The following is a 14,637-nucleotide window of genomic DNA, read 5'->3' on the forward strand; positions in this document are numbered from 1 at the left end:
TGTGAGCCCGGGGGACACGAACGCGGCCGATCCACCCTGTGCAACCGGACCGGCCGGGAACCTATTCCCATGCCGCCGCGGTGCTGCGGGAATCGGTCGCAGGGCAGGTCAGGGCACCATCACGATGTGGTATCCCGCGTTCCAGCCGGCCGGCGCGAGGCTGTCCACGTTGACCATGGCGAAGCCGTAGCCGATGTCGAAGGTCGTGCTGGTGGGGCCGCCGTCGACGCGTACGAGCCGGTTCTGCGGTCCGGCGCCGCTGATGGTGGAGACCTCCACGTCCGCAGGGCAGCCGGGGGTGCCCCACGTTCCGGCCGGCGTGAGCGTGACGGTGAGGTTGCCGCTGTGCGGGGTCTGGTCGAGTCCGACGAGGATGTTTCCCCAGCATGCGCCGTCCGGAGCGAGGGTGAGTTGTGTCCCGGCCAGCGCGAGCCCGGGCGGCGGTGCAGCGGTGGCGGTGCCTGCCGCGGCGGCCAGGACTATCGCGGTTATGGTGGCCGTCGCTACGGCGGTCAGCGCGTGGATGGCATGGCGGGCGCGGGGCATTGGGGTCCTTTCGGCTGCAAGTTGCTGAGGGCGATCCCACGGTAGAGGGCGCGCGGTGACGCGTGACGCTCGGCCGCTGAGACGGCTCTGGCCGATGCTGTGTCGCACTGTGGGATCCGCCGGTGTCGGCAGCTCGCTGGGCGCGTGGTTGTGCCCCCGCGCCGTGGTTGGTGGCGCGGGGGTGGCGGTCGGGGGTGTTCAGTGTGGTGGTGGGAGGTCTCCCGGCCCCGTGGCGGACGGCCCGGACGCGGGCCCGGTGGCCGGTCCGGTGGTGGCGGGAGTGCCGCCGGCCAGGCCGTGGGTATCGACCCACCGCCGGTACGGATCGATATCGGCCGGCGGCCGGAACACCGGAACACGACGCTCCGACATAGCGATGTCCCAACCGTCGTTGTGCACGGCCGGGTGATGCGCCGCTCACAACGACACCAGGTTGTTCAGATCGGTCCGGCCACCCGCGGACCACTCGACGATGTGATGGGCCTCGGTCCGCGTGGTCGGCCGCGTACACGCCGGAAACGCGCACCCCTGATCATGCACCGCCAACGCCCGCCGCTGTCCCACGGTGGCCCGGCGCCCCGTGCGCCCGAGCACCAAAGGCACCCCGCATCATCGGCGACCACCGGGATGACCGTGGCATCACAGGCGATACGGCGGACCTCCCCGACGCCCAGGGCACCGGTGTAGTCGCCGCGGCCCGCGCCGGGCGCGGTGAACATCTCACTGATCCGGGCTGCCTCGAGCAGCGCCCGCTCGCACACGGCGACCGTCTGCCCCCGGCCCGGCGCATCGGGCACAGTGTCGACGAGCATGATGATCTTGCCGGCCTGCCCACGCGACACCGCCCCGTCGGCGACGCCGTCGAGCGTGTCGGGCAGCCCGTCGAGGCCCACGGCGAACCCGGCCCGGGCCCGGGCCTGATCTGTCGACAGCGACGCGGCCAGTGCCAACGCATCTCCGACCCGGTTGACCGCCGCATGCACGGCCATGCCGGAGGCCGCGGTGCGGCGGCGCACCTGCTCGGCGAGCACCCGCGCCTCGGCGACCTCCAGGCAGCGGCGCCGGCCGCCGATCGCGGAGACGACCCCGTCGAGCATCCCGTCGGCGCACTGCCACAGCCCCTCGGACATCGGCGCCATCAACAGATCCGCCATCACCGCCACACTGTCGTCACCACGGGCGGCATCCGGCCCGATCGTGCCCGCCCCGGCCACGACCCGGTCGCCTTGAACCCCGTGGCCCGTGCTCCATCACCGGCCGCGCCCCCGGCCGCAACGTCCCCCATGACATGCCCCGATCCCCTCGCATATCACCGTAGGGGCACACGCATTCGGCCGTAAGCATGTTCTGTCGACCGTGTCGCACCGGACAAGCGACCCGACGGAGAGAATCAGCGCTCGGGGCGGCTCGTAACCTCCTCGGTCGTCGACTCGGGCGGTGCCGATTCCGCCGGCGCCGAGCCCGCAGAGGTCGTCACGTCGCCGTCGGGGCGATCCATCCCGATCGTGAGTCGCAGCGGCGTCTCCCGCACCGCGATCACCGCGAGCACGGTGACCACCGCGATGGCGGCGGCGATCATGAACAGAGGCCCGAACCCGTCGGCGTACGCGTCGTGGAACACCCCGCGGACCTCCGGCGGCAGCCCGCCGACGTCGAGCTGCGTGTCGCCGGACGAGCCGAGTCGATCCGCGGGGATCCCCATCTGGCCGAGGCCCTCCCGGACGTTGCCCGCCACAAGGTTGGTCAGCACCGCGCCCAGGACGGCAACGCCCACCGCGCCGCCGAGGGAACGGAAGAAGGCGATCGCTGCGGATGCTGCGCCGACCTCGGCGACGTCCACGGTGTTCTGCACGGCGAGCACGATGTTCTGCACCAGCGTCCCCACACCGAGCCCCAGCAGCACCATGTACAGCGCGACGAGCGGGTAGGACGTGGTGTGCGAGATCGTGCCCAGGCCCACCAGGCCTGCGAGCATCGTGATACTGCCGACCACCATGATGGGCTTCCACCTGCCGGTGCGGCTGACGATCTGGCCGCCGATGGTTGCCGAGAGCATCTGGGAGATGATCATGGGGATCGTCATCATCCCGGCCTTGGTGGGCGTGTACCCGGCGCCGAGCTGGAAGTACTGGGTGAGGAAAACGCCGGCGCCGAACATGGCCACGCCCACCGCCAGACTGGCGACGATCATGAGCACCGCGGTGGAGTTGTGGAGCACCCGCAGCGGCAGCATCGGCTCGGGCGCGCGGAGCTCGACCAGAACGGTGAGGGCCGCTGTCACTGCGAATCCGGCCAGGAACGCGCCCGACTGCCAGGAGATCCAGGCGTAGTCGCTGCCGGCGAACGTCACCCACAGCATCGGCAGGGCCGCGGCGATGGACAGCAGGATGCCACCGAGGTAGTCGATGCGCACGCGGCCGTCGCGGGGATGGGCGGGAAGGTCCAGCTTCCACTGGATGATGGCGAGTGCGACTACCGCGAGCGGTACGCACACGAAGAATGTCCAGCGCCAGCCGATCCCGTCGGTGATGACCCCGCCCAGCAGCGGCCCGGACACAGTGGCCACCGTCATCACGGCGCCCATGTAGCCGGCGTACCGGCCGCGGTCGCGGGGCGAGACTATCGACCCCATCACCGACTGCACCAGTGCGATCAGCCCGCCCATCGCCATGCCCTGCACGGCGCGCGCCACCATCATCAGCGCGATGGAGTGCGAGAAACCGGCCGCCAGCGACCCCGCGACGAACAGCAGAATCGCCAGCTGGGTGAGCAGTTTCTTGCTGAACAGGTCCGAGAGTTTGCCCCAGATCGGCGTGCTGATGGTCATCATCAGCAGGCTGGCGGTGATCACCCACGTGTACTGACGCTGGGTGCCGTGCAGGTCGGCCATGATCGTGGGCAGCGCGGTGGCGACGACGGTGGTGGAGAGCATCGCCGTGAAAAGTGCCGCGAGCAGGCCGGCCATGACGCCGAGGACCTCGGCGTGCGAGTACTCGCGCGGAGTTCGGCCCGCGGTGTCGGTCGTGCTCATGCGCGTGCCCCTGCCTCGTCGACGGCATGTGCGCCGGAGCCGTCCAGGTCGTCGAACGCGCGGGCGAGCCTGTCCCGCAGTGTTCGCAGGGTCTCGATGGTGCGGGCGGCCTCGGAGGGCGACCAGTCACCCAGGTGGGCTGCGAATGCGCTGACGGCAGCATTCTCCCGCGCGGTGAGGTACGCCAGGCCGGCGTCGGTGATGGAGACCCGGACGGCGCGTGCGTCATCAGGGTCAGGATTGCGTTCGACCAGGCTCTCCGACTCCAGTGTCTGGACCGCGCGCGATGTGACGGAGGTGGATAGCTCCAGTCGTACAGCAAGGTCCGTGAGTCTGGTGCTCGAGGCGCGCAATTGCTGGAGCACGCTGAACTTGGTGCCGGTGAGGCCCCGTTCCCTGCTCCGCCGGCCGGCTGCGCGGAATGTGCGGTCGATCTCCACCATCTCGCCGAGGATGACCCCCGCCTGAGCTTCCTCGATCACGTGCACTCCTTGTTGCTTACTGAAAGCAACAATGTAACAGGGTGGGCCGGGCACCGTGGGGCCGGTAGCGAGGCGTCCCTCCGTGACACGGGGCCGCCGGCAGCGAGACCGCAGTTGGCGCCCTCAGCCGCAGTAGCGCTCCTGATGCACTGCGTCCTCCAGCGGACGCCGGCCCCGCCAGCCGAACCGCTCCAGGTCCGGCACCTGCTGGAAACCGGTCACCGGGCCGACGCACAGCCAGGCGATTGGCCGCACCGGGGCCGGTATCCCCGCCAGGCGGGTGAGGAAGTCCTCGTCGTAGAAGGACACCCAGCCCACGCCGATCCCCTCGGACACTGCCGCGAGCCACAGGTTCTGGATGGCCAGCACCGCCGAGAACAGTCCGGTGTCCTCGATGGTGTGCCGGCCCAGGATGTTCGGGCCCCCACGCGATCCGTCGTAGGTGACGACGATGCCGGTGCGGCTCTCGCGGATGCCCTCGATCTTGATCGGGTTGAACGTCTCCGTGCGCTCCGGCGGCAGCGATTCGGCGAACGCACGTCGCTTGTCGGCGACGTGCCCGGCGAACTCGTCCAGCGTGTCCGGGTCGCGGATCACGACGAAATCCCAGGGCTGGGTGTTGCCGACGGACGGCGCCCGGTGCGCCGAGCCGAGGATGCGCATGAGCGTGGCGTCGTCGATGGGGGCGCCGCTGAACTCGGCACGCACGTCGCGGCGCAGGGCGATGGCCTCGTGGACGCTCATCGGCTCGGCAGGGGCGGAGGGGCGGTCGGGACGGGAGCGGTCGGGCTGGGTCACGGCCACCACGGTATCCGGGGCCCGGCTACCCGAAGAACGGCGGCACGAACCCTACGGGCACGGGCGTCTGGTCGATGTCGTCGAGGGCGTTGAGCACGATGGTGGCGGCGCGCCGCGATCCGCAGATGCCCAGGTGGTCGCTGTGGTCGGCGGGGCAACCTTCCTGGACGACGATATTGGTGACGTCCATGTCGGGGCCGCCGGGGACTTGCCCGCTCGTGTAGGGCACTACGAATTCGTCGTGCCGGGTGGAGATGTTGGTGTACTCGATCCCCGCCACGTACGGGGTGCCGCCGGACCACAATTCGGTGAGGAAGTCGGATCCGGTGATCATCTGCGGTATGGACAGGCTGGCGGCCACATCGAGGCCGGCGACGCCGAACCGCATGCCGACTGTGGCGAGGGTGCCGCGCAGGGCGGCGAACGCCCGGGTGCCCTGCCACAGCGGCGCCAGCGAGACGTACCGGCGGATGCGGTCGGCCCCGCCGAGGTGCTTGGCCCAGTAGCCGGGCACCAGGGTGCCCTGGGAATGGCCGACGACGTCCACCCGCGGCGCCCCGGTGGCGTCCAGCACGCGTTCGACGAACGCGCCGAACTCGGCCGCGCTGTCCTCGATGCGCCGCATCCCGCCCATCGCCGACACCGGCCAAGCCGAGCCGGGGATGGCGCCGTAGGTCAGCGTGAACACCGAAAAGCCGTGGTTGGTGAGTAGCGGGACGTAAGGGCCCCAGTTGGTCTGTCCGCCGCCCGCCGTGCCGTGGACGAGGACGACGGGCACGGGGCGCTCGGCGCTGGGGGGCGAATCCCACAGGTTGGCCCCGCGCAGGGTGCCGCCCGGGTTGCGGATCTCGGGGGCGATGCCGGAGAAGAAGTCGTAGTCCACCCGGCGGTGCTTGTGCGGGACGAGTTCGGGCGCGGAGTAGGAGACGATGCGGTCGGCCGCGCCGGCCGAGCTGGCCGAGCTGGCCCCGTCGGACTCGTCGGCGGGGCCGTGCGGTCCCGTCCGCACGTGCACCGCCGGCGCGTCGGGGCCGGCCGGTTCTGCGTCGGGGCCTGGCAGAGTGACGGCCACAGTGGTGCTGGCGTCGTCGGGGGTTTCAGCGCGGGAGGGGGCAGCGCTTGCACCCGCCGCGACGGCGGCCGAGCGTTCGGTGGCGGCCAGCGTGAGAGTCGCGGCATCGCGGACGGCGTCGCCGGTCACCTCATCGAGCGCGGCGATCGACCGCTGCAGCACCGTGGCCAGGCGGATGGGGGCGGCGATCGCGTCGCCGAGAGCGTGGGCCAGGGGGGAATTCGGCACATGTGGAATGTACCCGGGGGCGCCCGAGGCCAGGGGGTGATCGGGCGGATCGGATCCGGATGCTGCGCTGATCCCGGCTCCGTCTCCCGGCACGCCTCTGGGCTACCCCGACCCGTCCATACTTCGACGGGCGGCTTGGAACAATCCCGTGCACGCTCGCGACAGGACTGCGGGATCGATGCGCCGGCCTTCCATGAGCCAGTCGACGAGCAGGTGGTTGACCCCGCCGACCAGCGCGGTCGCTGCGAGGCGGGTCCCCTCGGGTGGCGCCGTGGCGCCGTGGGTCCACACCGACATCGTCAGATCCGCGAACTCACGTAGGACGCGGTGACGTCGGCGTTCCATGGCCTCGGAGACGCCGACCACCTCGATGAGCACCACGCGGGCGCGCCGCGGGTCGCCGGTGAGGTTGCGGACGAACGCTTCGATGCCGGCGGCCGCTGCGGTATCCGCCGGTGTCGAAGCGCCGCTCTCGGCCGTGTTGTCCTCGACCCGGCCGTCCCCGGCCAGACTGCCCTCCACCGCCGCGGCGGTGGCGTCGCGCAGTTCTGCGATGAGTTCGTCGTAGAGGGCGCCGAGGCAGTCCTCGCGGTCGGCGAACGACTCGTAGAAGTAGCGTTCGGTGAGTTTCGCGGTGCGGCAGACCTGCTTGACGGAACCGGCACGGTAGCCCTCGGTGCCGAACCGGTCGAGCGCGGCGGCGAGGATCGCGGCGCGGCGGCGTGCGGTGCGTTCCTGTGCGGTGAGCCCGCCGTATCGTCGCCCGGAACTGTCTGACATGACGCCATTCCCCTTTGCTCGATCGCGTGGCATACTCCTGAACAGGATATGTGACATGACGACGTGTCACAGATTGGCCCGGCGGCGCGCGCCGGGAAAAGCGACTCCGCGGCAGTAGAACCAGCTCCGTGGAAGGGAAGGTGGAACGGCATGGCCGTACGCAAAGCGGGTGGGTTCGCCACGGGCAAGGTAGTGGGCGTCACGGGCGGCGCGCAGGGCATCGGGCGTGAGATCGCGCGTGTGCTGGTCGATTCCGGCGCCCAGGTGGTCATCGGAGATCGGGACGTCGAGGCTGCGCGGGCTACGGCGGCCGAGCTCGGCCGCCGCACCCTCGCGCTGGAGCTGGACGTGACGTCCACCGCATCGTTCCGCGGGTTCCTCGCGGCCGCAGAGGAGGCGGTGGGGCCTCTGGATGTGCTGGTCAACAACGCCGGCGTCATGTGGGTGGGCCCGTTCGACGCGGAACCGGACTCCGCGACCGACGCGATGCTCGCGGTCAACCTGCGCGGGGTGATCCGCGGGGTGCGGCTCGCGGCTCCGGCGATGCGCGAGCGCGGCGGCGGGCACATCGTCACCGTCGCATCGGCCGCCGCCCGGCTGGCGCCGCCCGGGGAGGCCACGTATGCGGCCACCAAGCACGGGGTGCTGGGGTATCTCACCGCGGTGCGGGAGGAGTTGCGGGGCAGCGGCGTCGCGGTCACGGCGGTCATGCCGGTGGTGGTGGACACGAGGCTCGCCGAGGGCACGGATGCCGGCGGGGCGGCGCTGCTGCAGCCGGTGGACGTGGCCGAGGCAGTCGCGTCGGCGATCCGCCGGCCCCGGTTCGAGGTGACGGTGCCCGGCTATGTGGGCCCGCTGGCGCGCGCCGTCGCCTTGCTGCCGCAGCGCGTGCGGGACGCGGTGCACCGGCGGCTCGTACCCGATCAGGTCGAGGCCGTGCGCGGGTCGAGCGCGCGCGCCGATTACGAATCGCGGGCGCTCGGCGGCGCCGCGGGTGAGGAGCGCAATGGGCACTGAAAGAAGCGGCACTGAAAGAAGCGACCCTGAAGGAAGCGGCACTGAAAGAGGCGGCACTGAAAGAGGCGACACTGAAAGAGGCGGCACTGAAAGCACCGCCACAGACAGCACTTCCGGCATGGCGGCTCCGCGTCCGATCCTGGAGTTCGACGGCGTGCATGCGATCTGGCCGCGAGGGGACCGGCTCGCCGCGGTGCGCGCCGCGTCGCAGCGGTTCCACGAAAGGTTCGCGGCGCAGGGCCAGGTGCGGGCGGTGAAGACGGTCGAGATCGCCGAGGCGCCCTATCCGTCGCGTTTCGCGTTCCAGGGGTACTCGCTGCACGCCAACCCGTTCATCTCGATCATCAACCGCATGATGGTCATCCAGTTCACCGGGTTCGACGGCGACCTGAAGACCCTGGTGTGGGAGCCGACGGTGGCGCAGGGTTCGGCCGAGGCGCCGTTCTACAACGCCATCCAGCGCCTGGGCAACAAGCTGCACGTGGAGCGCTTCTTCGCGCAGTACCTCAACGACCCCGACGCCGTGTTGCCCTCGATGGGGCTGCGCAACGAGGACGTCGACTACGTCAGCTTCGATCACCTGCACGTGCAGGACGTGCGCATGATCATGGGTTCCACGGAGCCGATCGAGGGAGAGCCTGCCCCGCGGGCACCGCTGTTCCCGGGCGCGAAGCTGCTGGTGCACCGCAAGGAACTGGGCACGTTCGAGTCGATGCACCCGATGCAGTGGGCCTGGTACGTCGAGCGCGGCATGAAGGGCGTTCCGGAGGACCGTCTGGAGGTGTTCGACGGTGACGTGGAACTGGGCGAGGGCGTGGCGCTGCTGTGGACGCCGGGGCACACCGACGGCAACCATTCGCTGTGCATCAACACCCCGGACGGCGTGTGGGTGCAGTCGGAGAACGGTATGGCGCCGGACAACTGGCATCCGGAACACTCGGCGATCCCGGGCGTGAAGCAGCAGGCGGCGTTCTACGGGCGCGAGGTGGTGCTCAACGCCAACACGCTCGAGGACACGCTGGACCAGTACGACTCGATGGTCAAGGAGAAGACGGTGGCCTCGCGCTCGTCGGTGGATCCGCGGTTCTCGCAGGTGATCCCGTCGTCGGAGTGCTCCACGCGCAAGCGCCAGTGGCCGCTGCGCCCCACTCTCCGGCACCGGCCGCTGGACTATGGGACGATCACCGTCCCCGGTCGCGGCTGATCGGGGCCGGTCTCCCCACTCTCACCCGGAATCGCCAGGCGCCGCATGGTCCCCGTACCCGGCGGGGGCCTCGAGATGCTCCGTGCCGCCGAGGTCCTCGGGTGCGCCCTGACAGGACCCGCCGCCGGACCATCGCCATACGACGGAAGGCCGGCCGGTGGCTTGGATGCGCATGCGCTCGTCGGTGCGCTCGAGCCCGGGCAGCATCTTGAGCGTGCGGTTGAGGTTGCCGGCGTCGGGGCGCGAGCCCATCAGCTCGGCGGTGATCTCCACGGCGAACGTGGCCGGGAACTTGGGCCCGGTGATGGCACGGGTGAACCTGTCGTGCCGCCACAGGATGCCGCCGAGCATGCGCCGGCCGTGGTAGACGATGCGGTCGTGGTCGAATGCCAGCGCGGTCGCCTCGTCGAACCCGAGCCAGTGCACGTCGATGTCGTCGGTGGGGGCGTAGTCGTCGGCGCCCACCACCGCCCACATCGCCACCGACAGTGTGGGGCCGCGGGGGTCTCGGCTGGGCTCGTCGAACACGGCGAGCTGGCCGACGTCGACGATCGCGTCCGCGGGTATCCCCAGCTTCACCTGCGCGGCACGCCGGGCGCCGTCCTGCAGCCGCTCGCCCGAGCGCAGCAGCACGCCGGGCAGCGCCAGGCGGCCGGTGTAGGGCTCGCGACGCCGCGGGGATACGGCCAGGCGCAGGCTGCCCGGATAGGGGTTGCCGAAGCGCAGGACCACCACGTCGACCGACACCGAGGACTGTTCCATGACGCGATCATGCTAAAGCACGGGTGGCGTCAGCCCGGCAACATCCGTCCCAGAACAGCGCCGTCGCCCCCGCGGTGCGCCGCGGCGGCCCAATGGAAGAGCCCGGGGTTGAGCATCCGTGCGGGATCCAGCGCCCCGCGGACGGCGTCCATGACCGCCAGGTCCACCGGTTCCCGGCCCAGTGCGATCCACGGCAGTTTCGCCCGCCCCACCCCGTGCTCGGCGCTGATGCTGCCGCCGTGTCGTGCGACGAGGCGCAGGACATGATCCGTGATGGCCTCCTGCTGTGCGGGCTCGACGTCCATGAGGTTGACGTGGATGTTGCCGTCCGCGAAGTGGCCGAAGCATACCGGCCGCACGCCGGGGAAGTGCTCGGACAGTCCCGGGCCCAACTCTCCGAGGAAGGCTTCGATCCGGCTGAGCGGCGTCGAGACGTCCAGCTTGACCGGCGGCGTCGACGACGCCACGCCTACGGACTCGGTGTGCGCCTCGCGGTACTGCCACAGGCGTCGTGCCGGGCCGTGTTCGACGGCCGCGTCCAGCACCGCGTCGGCCCGCCCCGCCAGGACCGACAGCAGTGCGTCCTGCTGGACGGCGGGCCCCGATACTTCGACGAGGACCGCGTACGGCGCATCCACGTCGAGCGGAGCCCGCAGCCGCAGGTGGTCCCCCACCAGGCGCATCCCGTCTCGGGTCATCAGTTCTGCGGCCTCGATGATCAGGCCGGCGTGTTCCAGCGCGCGCACGAGCGCGAGGCCCTCGCCGACGTCCGGAATGCCGGCGAGGGCGACGGCGGTCTCGCCGGCCGGCTCGGAGAGTTTCATCAGCACCCGCGTGACGACGCCGAGGGTGCCCTCGGCCCCGGCGAGCAGGCCGGGAAGGTCGTAGCCGACGTTGTCCTTGGTGAGAGCCTTCCATCGGGTGAGCACGCGCCCGTCGGCGAGCACGGCCTCGACGCCGAGCAGCCGCGAGCGGGTGTCGCCGTAGCGGATCATGCGCAGGCCGCCGGCGTTGGTCGACACGATCCCGCCGAGCGTCGCCGAGTCCCGTGACGCCAGGTCGATGCCGAGGGTCAGGCCGTGCCGCCGCGCCTTTTCCTCCGCCGCGGCGACGGTGACGCCCGCGCCGGCGGACAGCGTGCGCCCCACCGGATCCACATTGTCGATCGCGGTGAGCCGTGACGTGCTCACCACCACCTCGCCGTGCAGGGGGACCGAGCCGCCGACCAGACCGGTGTTCCCGCCCTGGGGTACCACGGCCGCGCCGGCGTCGTGGCAGCAGGCGAGCACGGCGGACACTTCGGCCGTGTCCGCGGGGCGCACGACGGCCGCGGTCGTTCCGCGCCACCGCCCGGTCCGATCGGCGACGTACCCCTCGAGCATCGCCGGGTCGGTGATCACGTGCGCCGGGCCGACGATCCGTTGCAGCGCGTCGGTGAGCGCCGGATCACCTGCCGCGGATCGTGCCGGTGCGGCCTGGTCGGGCATTGCCTGGTGGATCATGATGCGGGTTCCCTTTCGATGAGGACGCCGCCGCGTGCACCGGTGACGGTGCCGCCGGCGAGGGCGTGGACGCCGCCGACGAACACGTCGGACACGCCGCGGGCCAGGGCCCACGGCGAGGCGTAGGTGGACAGGTCGAGCACGGAGGCCGGGTCGAACACGACGAGGTCGGCCTTGTTCCCCGGGGCGACGACACCGCGGTCGGACGCGCGGATGCGGGTCGCGGGAAGGGAGGTCATCTTGCGGACGGCCTCCGGAAGATCGAGGCGCGCACCCGGTTCCGGCTCGGCGCCGCCGGCGGTGTACCGCCCGAGGACCCGGGCGAACGTGCCGAAGCTGCGGGGGTGCGGGACGCCGTCGCCGGCTGGGGCGAGCACCCAGCCGTCGCTGGCCACCGACACCTGCGGGTGCGCGAGGACGGTGCGGACGTCGTCGGCGCTCATTGCATGGTTGACGATGTTCACGCCGCCCCCGCCGGCGACGAGCAGGGTGATGGCGGCCTCGGCGGGATCGGTCCCGCGGTCCTCGCCGATGGCTGTGAGCGAACGCCCCACGTATCGCGCATCGTCGCCATCGGGCATTGCGGCGACGATGACGCCGCCCGGGTCGACGTCGCGGCCGAACCGCGATCGGAGCCCATCGGCGATGCGCGCACGGAGGGCAGGGTCCGCCAACCTTTGCAGCAGCGTTTCCCGGCCGCCGTCGACCGCCCATCCGGGCAGTCGCGACGACAGGTCGGTGCTCGACGCGGTGTAGGGGTAGACGTCTGCGGCGACGTCGACGCCCCGGGCGCGGGCGACGTCGATCCGCTCGAGCGCGCCGCGCACGAGCCCGTGGTTCGCGGGGCCCATCGCCTTGAGGTGCGAGATCTCCAGGCGGGCACCGGCGTTCTCTGCGGTGTTGATGGCCTCGTCGACCGACGCGAGCAGGTCGGCGGACTCGTTGCGCATGTGCGTGGAGTAGAGCAGGCCGGCGGCCGCCGCTGCGGCGGCGAGGGCTTCGATCTCCGGCTGTTGCGCGAACAGTCCGGGCATGTAGATGAGCCCGGTGGAGAATCCTACGACGCCGGGGGCGCCGGCGGTCTCGGCGACCGTCGCGCACATCCGGTCCAGCTCGGCGGGGGTGGCCGGCCGGTCGTCCTGGCCCATGACGGTCGCGCGGATGGCATTGTGTGCGGCTTGCAGCCCCACGTTCACGGCGGGGCGGGCCGCGGTGATGGTGTCGCCGAAGCCGCGGGCGTCGGTCCAGGGGGCGTCCGCCGCAGCGGTGAGAGGGAACGGCGCCTGTCCGCAGTTTCCGGTGATGACGGTGGTGACCCCCTGCGCCAGTTGGGTTTCCGCGGACGGGCGGCCGAGCAGCGTAAAGTCGGCGTGCGTGTGCAGGTCGATGAATCCGGGCGCGACAATGGCCGCATCGGCGTCGACGATGCGGGCGCCCGCGGCGCGGGCGTCGCCCGTGAGCCGGGGGCCGACGGCGGCGATCGTGTCGCCCGCGACGGCCACATCGTCGCTGCGACCCGGGGCTCCGGTGCCGTCGATCAGCGTGCCGCCGCGAATGACGGTGTCCCACGGTGCAGCTGCCGGATGGGCGGGGCGGGTCGAGGTCATGGCAAGGCTCCTAGCGGCTTTCGAGGAACATGATCAGCAGGTACATGCACGCGGAGGGGACGAGTAGCAGCCAGCCGGTGAGCAGCATGTATTTGAGGTTCAGTGACCGTGCCAGGCCCATCGCCGACATCATGTTGGGGTTGGGGAACGGGCCGTAGGTGTCGGCTTTCGACGCGAACAGCAGCACGATCACCCAGGTTCCCGTCCCGACGCCGATCGCGGCGCCGATGCTGCCGAAGAACTGGTCGAGCAGCACCACTTGTGCGGCGGTGGCCCCGGGCACGCCTACCCAGCCGATGAGGGCGATGGCGACGGCGAAGGCGAATGGGCTCAGTTCTCCGATGCCGCCGCCGTAGGAATCGAGCACCACCGAGAACGGGTCGATCAGGGTGATGACCTCGAACAGGACTGCGAGGAGGAGGAACAGCGCGAACAGTCCGATGAGCGATCGCCCGCCACGGAGCACACTCGCCGCGAACCGGCGCGGGCCCAGCCGCCCCGCGACGGCGGTGACCACGGTGAGTACCGGCAGCGCCACCAGCGGGAACAGGAATCCGGCCGAGGTGAGCACGGCGATGACCACGCTCACCGCCAGTGCCGCCGCGAAGACGACGGCGGCTCGGGCGGAGTGGGGGTGGTGCGCATTGTCCGGCCCGCCACCCGGGGCGTCGGAGTCGTAGATCTCGTCCCCGTAGAAGTCGTCGCCGGATTCGGTCCGCCGCTGGATCCAGGGGGCGACGAGCATCCCGATGACGATCGACAGGATCGCCAGCGGGCCTGCGCCGTACAGCACGTACTGCAGGTAGCCGACGTCCGCCGCGGTCATGATCGCCACGTTGGATCCGGCGAATGGGGCCAGTGCGAGGCCTGCGCATCCGCCGATGAAGATCGTCGACGCGGTGGCGGTGCGCGTGAGGCCCACCCTCGCCGCGACGGGAAGCAGCAGCGGTACGGCGACGGCAAGCGCGCCGGCAAGGGTCCCCAACGCCGCCACCAGCAGCAGGCACGAGAGCATCATGCCGAATATCACCGAGGTCCTGCCGCGCCCGCCGACCAGCCGCATCATCGTGTGGACGATCTGCCCGGCCACGCCGGTATCGCGGAGCACCTCGGCGAGCGCGCCGCCGAGCACGATGATCACGCCGATCACCGTTACGGCATTGGTCAGGGACCCGATCGCCACGTCGGCGGCCACGGCCGGCGAGGGCAGCAGCATCAGCAGTGATGCCACCACCGCCACCGTCGTCGACGCGGCGATGCTCAGGCCGCCGAAGGCCAGCATCGCGTACATGGCGATGGGGAACAGTCCCCACATGGTGGGGCCGTCGACGGCGATGCCGATGGCGAGCGACCAGGCCAGTCCCAGGGCGGATACGCCGATGAGCGCGCGCCGGCGCAGTGTGCCCGGCCCGCGATCGCCCGGGGCCCGATCCGGAGAGGATGAGCCAGGGGAGGATTCCACGGCGCGCCGGGGAGCGCCGCGCGGGGGCGAAGTCGTCGAAGTCGTCGAAGTCGTCGAAGTCGCAGGGGGTGTCGAGGTCAGGGCCCCGCCGTGGTGGGGTTCGCTCATCAGTGGTGGTCCTTCGTCGGTGGTGGTTCGTCGCATCG

13 protein-coding genes are annotated in these 14,637 nt (G+C 71.1%); 2 read left to right on the forward strand and 11 right to left on the reverse strand.

Annotation, left to right across the window (positions count from 1 at the left end; all coding sequences use genetic code 11):
• Positions 1–108 precede the first annotated feature (108 nt).
• The 7 genes from JJ683_RS12820 to JJ683_RS12850 form a co-directional block, all read right to left on the reverse strand.
• The gene (locus tag JJ683_RS12820) at positions 109–546 is read right to left on the reverse strand and encodes a hypothetical protein (RefSeq protein ID WP_200174650.1); all 438 of its coding nucleotides are present in this window, start codon (positions 544–546) and stop codon (positions 109–111) included.
• A 417-nt stretch (positions 547–963) separates the two neighbouring features.
• Positions 964–1,149: an HNH endonuclease signature motif containing protein gene (locus JJ683_RS19770; RefSeq protein ID WP_200174651.1), complete on the reverse strand. Its 186-nt coding sequence runs from the start codon at positions 1,147–1,149 to the stop codon at positions 964–966.
• Between the two features lie 787 nt (positions 1,150–1,936).
• A complete protein-coding gene (locus JJ683_RS12830) occupies positions 1,937–3,577 on the reverse strand; it encodes an MDR family MFS transporter (protein ID WP_200174652.1) in 1,641 nt (546 codons plus the stop codon).
• Entirely contained in the window at positions 3,574–4,059 is a 486-nt protein-coding gene (locus JJ683_RS12835; protein WP_200174653.1) for a MarR family winged helix-turn-helix transcriptional regulator, read from the reverse strand. Before JJ683_RS12835 ends, JJ683_RS12830 begins: the two co-directional genes overlap by 4 nt.
• Positions 4,060–4,182: 123 nt before the next feature.
• Positions 4,183–4,803: a 5,6-dimethylbenzimidazole synthase gene (gene bluB / locus JJ683_RS12840; protein WP_200174688.1), complete on the reverse strand. Its 621-nt coding sequence runs from the start codon at positions 4,801–4,803 to the stop codon at positions 4,183–4,185.
• A 79-nt stretch (positions 4,804–4,882) separates the two neighbouring features.
• Positions 4,883–6,157: an esterase/lipase family protein gene (locus JJ683_RS12845; RefSeq protein ID WP_307810910.1), complete on the reverse strand. Its 1,275-nt coding sequence runs from the start codon at positions 6,155–6,157 to the stop codon at positions 4,883–4,885.
• A 102-nt stretch (positions 6,158–6,259) separates the two neighbouring features.
• The gene (locus JJ683_RS12850; RefSeq protein ID WP_200174654.1) at positions 6,260–6,937 is read right to left on the reverse strand and encodes a TetR/AcrR family transcriptional regulator; all 678 of its coding nucleotides are present in this window, start codon (positions 6,935–6,937) and stop codon (positions 6,260–6,262) included.
• Positions 6,938–7,087: 150 nt separating this feature from the next.
• On the opposite strand from JJ683_RS12850, the gene JJ683_RS12855 reads away from it, so the two are divergent.
• On the forward strand, positions 7,088–7,954 hold the full coding sequence (locus JJ683_RS12855) for an SDR family oxidoreductase (protein ID WP_200174656.1): 867 nt from the start codon (positions 7,088–7,090) through the stop codon (positions 7,952–7,954).
• 118 nt (positions 7,955–8,072) lie between these two features.
• Complete coding sequence (locus JJ683_RS12860; protein ID WP_200174658.1) at positions 8,073–9,158, forward strand: MBL fold metallo-hydrolase; 1,086 nt, start codon at positions 8,073–8,075, stop codon at positions 9,156–9,158.
• A 21-nt stretch (positions 9,159–9,179) separates the two neighbouring features.
• On the opposite strand, the gene JJ683_RS12865 is transcribed toward JJ683_RS12860, so the two are convergent.
• From JJ683_RS12865 to JJ683_RS12880, 4 genes are read right to left on the reverse strand one after another with little or no spacing between them, the layout of a single operon-like run.
• Complete coding sequence (locus tag JJ683_RS12865; protein WP_242474681.1) at positions 9,180–9,920, reverse strand: NUDIX hydrolase; 741 nt, start codon at positions 9,918–9,920, stop codon at positions 9,180–9,182.
• A gap of 29 nt (positions 9,921–9,949) precedes the next feature.
• Complete coding sequence (locus tag JJ683_RS12870; RefSeq protein ID WP_200174691.1) at positions 9,950–11,407, reverse strand: FAD-binding oxidoreductase; 1,458 nt, start codon at positions 11,405–11,407, stop codon at positions 9,950–9,952.
• Positions 11,408–11,418: 11 nt separating this feature from the next.
• Positions 11,419–13,029 carry an N-acyl-D-amino-acid deacylase family protein gene (locus JJ683_RS12875; protein WP_200174660.1) on the reverse strand — a complete coding sequence of 537 codons (1,611 nt, stop codon included), beginning with the start codon at positions 13,027–13,029 and terminating at the stop codon, positions 11,419–11,421.
• 10 nt (positions 13,030–13,039) lie between these two features.
• Entirely contained in the window at positions 13,040–14,599 is a 1,560-nt protein-coding gene (locus tag JJ683_RS12880) for a Na+/H+ antiporter NhaC family protein (protein WP_200174661.1), read from the reverse strand.
• Positions 14,600–14,637 lie beyond the last annotated feature (38 nt).

It is taken from the genome of Tomitella cavernea, from assembly GCF_016599145.1.
GTDB classification, from domain to species: Bacteria; Actinomycetota; Actinomycetes; order Mycobacteriales; family Mycobacteriaceae; genus Tomitella; species Tomitella cavernae.

Excerpts from the sequence above, each read along its gene's own strand:
- JJ683_RS12865 (WP_242474681.1), bottom strand. The coding sequence starts at position 9,920 with ATGGAACAGTCCTCGGTGTCGGTCGACGTGGTGGTCCTGCGCTTCGGC.
- JJ683_RS12880 (WP_200174661.1), bottom strand. The coding sequence starts at position 14,599 with ATGAGCGAACCCCACCACGGCGGGGCCCTGACCTCGACACCCCCTGCG.
- JJ683_RS12850 (WP_200174654.1), bottom strand. The coding sequence starts at position 6,937 with ATGTCAGACAGTTCCGGGCGACGATACGGCGGGCTCACCGCACAGGAA.
- JJ683_RS12820 (WP_200174650.1), bottom strand. The coding sequence starts at position 546 with ATGCCCCGCGCCCGCCATGCCATCCACGCGCTGACCGCCGTAGCGACG.
- bluB (WP_200174688.1), bottom strand. The coding sequence starts at position 4,803 with ATGAGCGTCCACGAGGCCATCGCCCTGCGCCGCGACGTGCGTGCCGAG.
- JJ683_RS12855 (WP_200174656.1), top strand. The coding sequence starts at position 7,088 with ATGGCCGTACGCAAAGCGGGTGGGTTCGCCACGGGCAAGGTAGTGGGC.
- JJ683_RS12830 (WP_200174652.1), bottom strand. The coding sequence starts at position 3,577 with ATGAGCACGACCGACACCGCGGGCCGAACTCCGCGCGAGTACTCGCAC.
- JJ683_RS12860 (WP_200174658.1), top strand. The coding sequence starts at position 8,073 with ATGGCGGCTCCGCGTCCGATCCTGGAGTTCGACGGCGTGCATGCGATC.
- JJ683_RS12870 (WP_200174691.1), bottom strand. The coding sequence starts at position 11,407 with ATGCCCGACCAGGCCGCACCGGCACGATCCGCGGCAGGTGATCCGGCG.
- JJ683_RS12875 (WP_200174660.1), bottom strand. The coding sequence starts at position 13,029 with ATGACCTCGACCCGCCCCGCCCATCCGGCAGCTGCACCGTGGGACACC.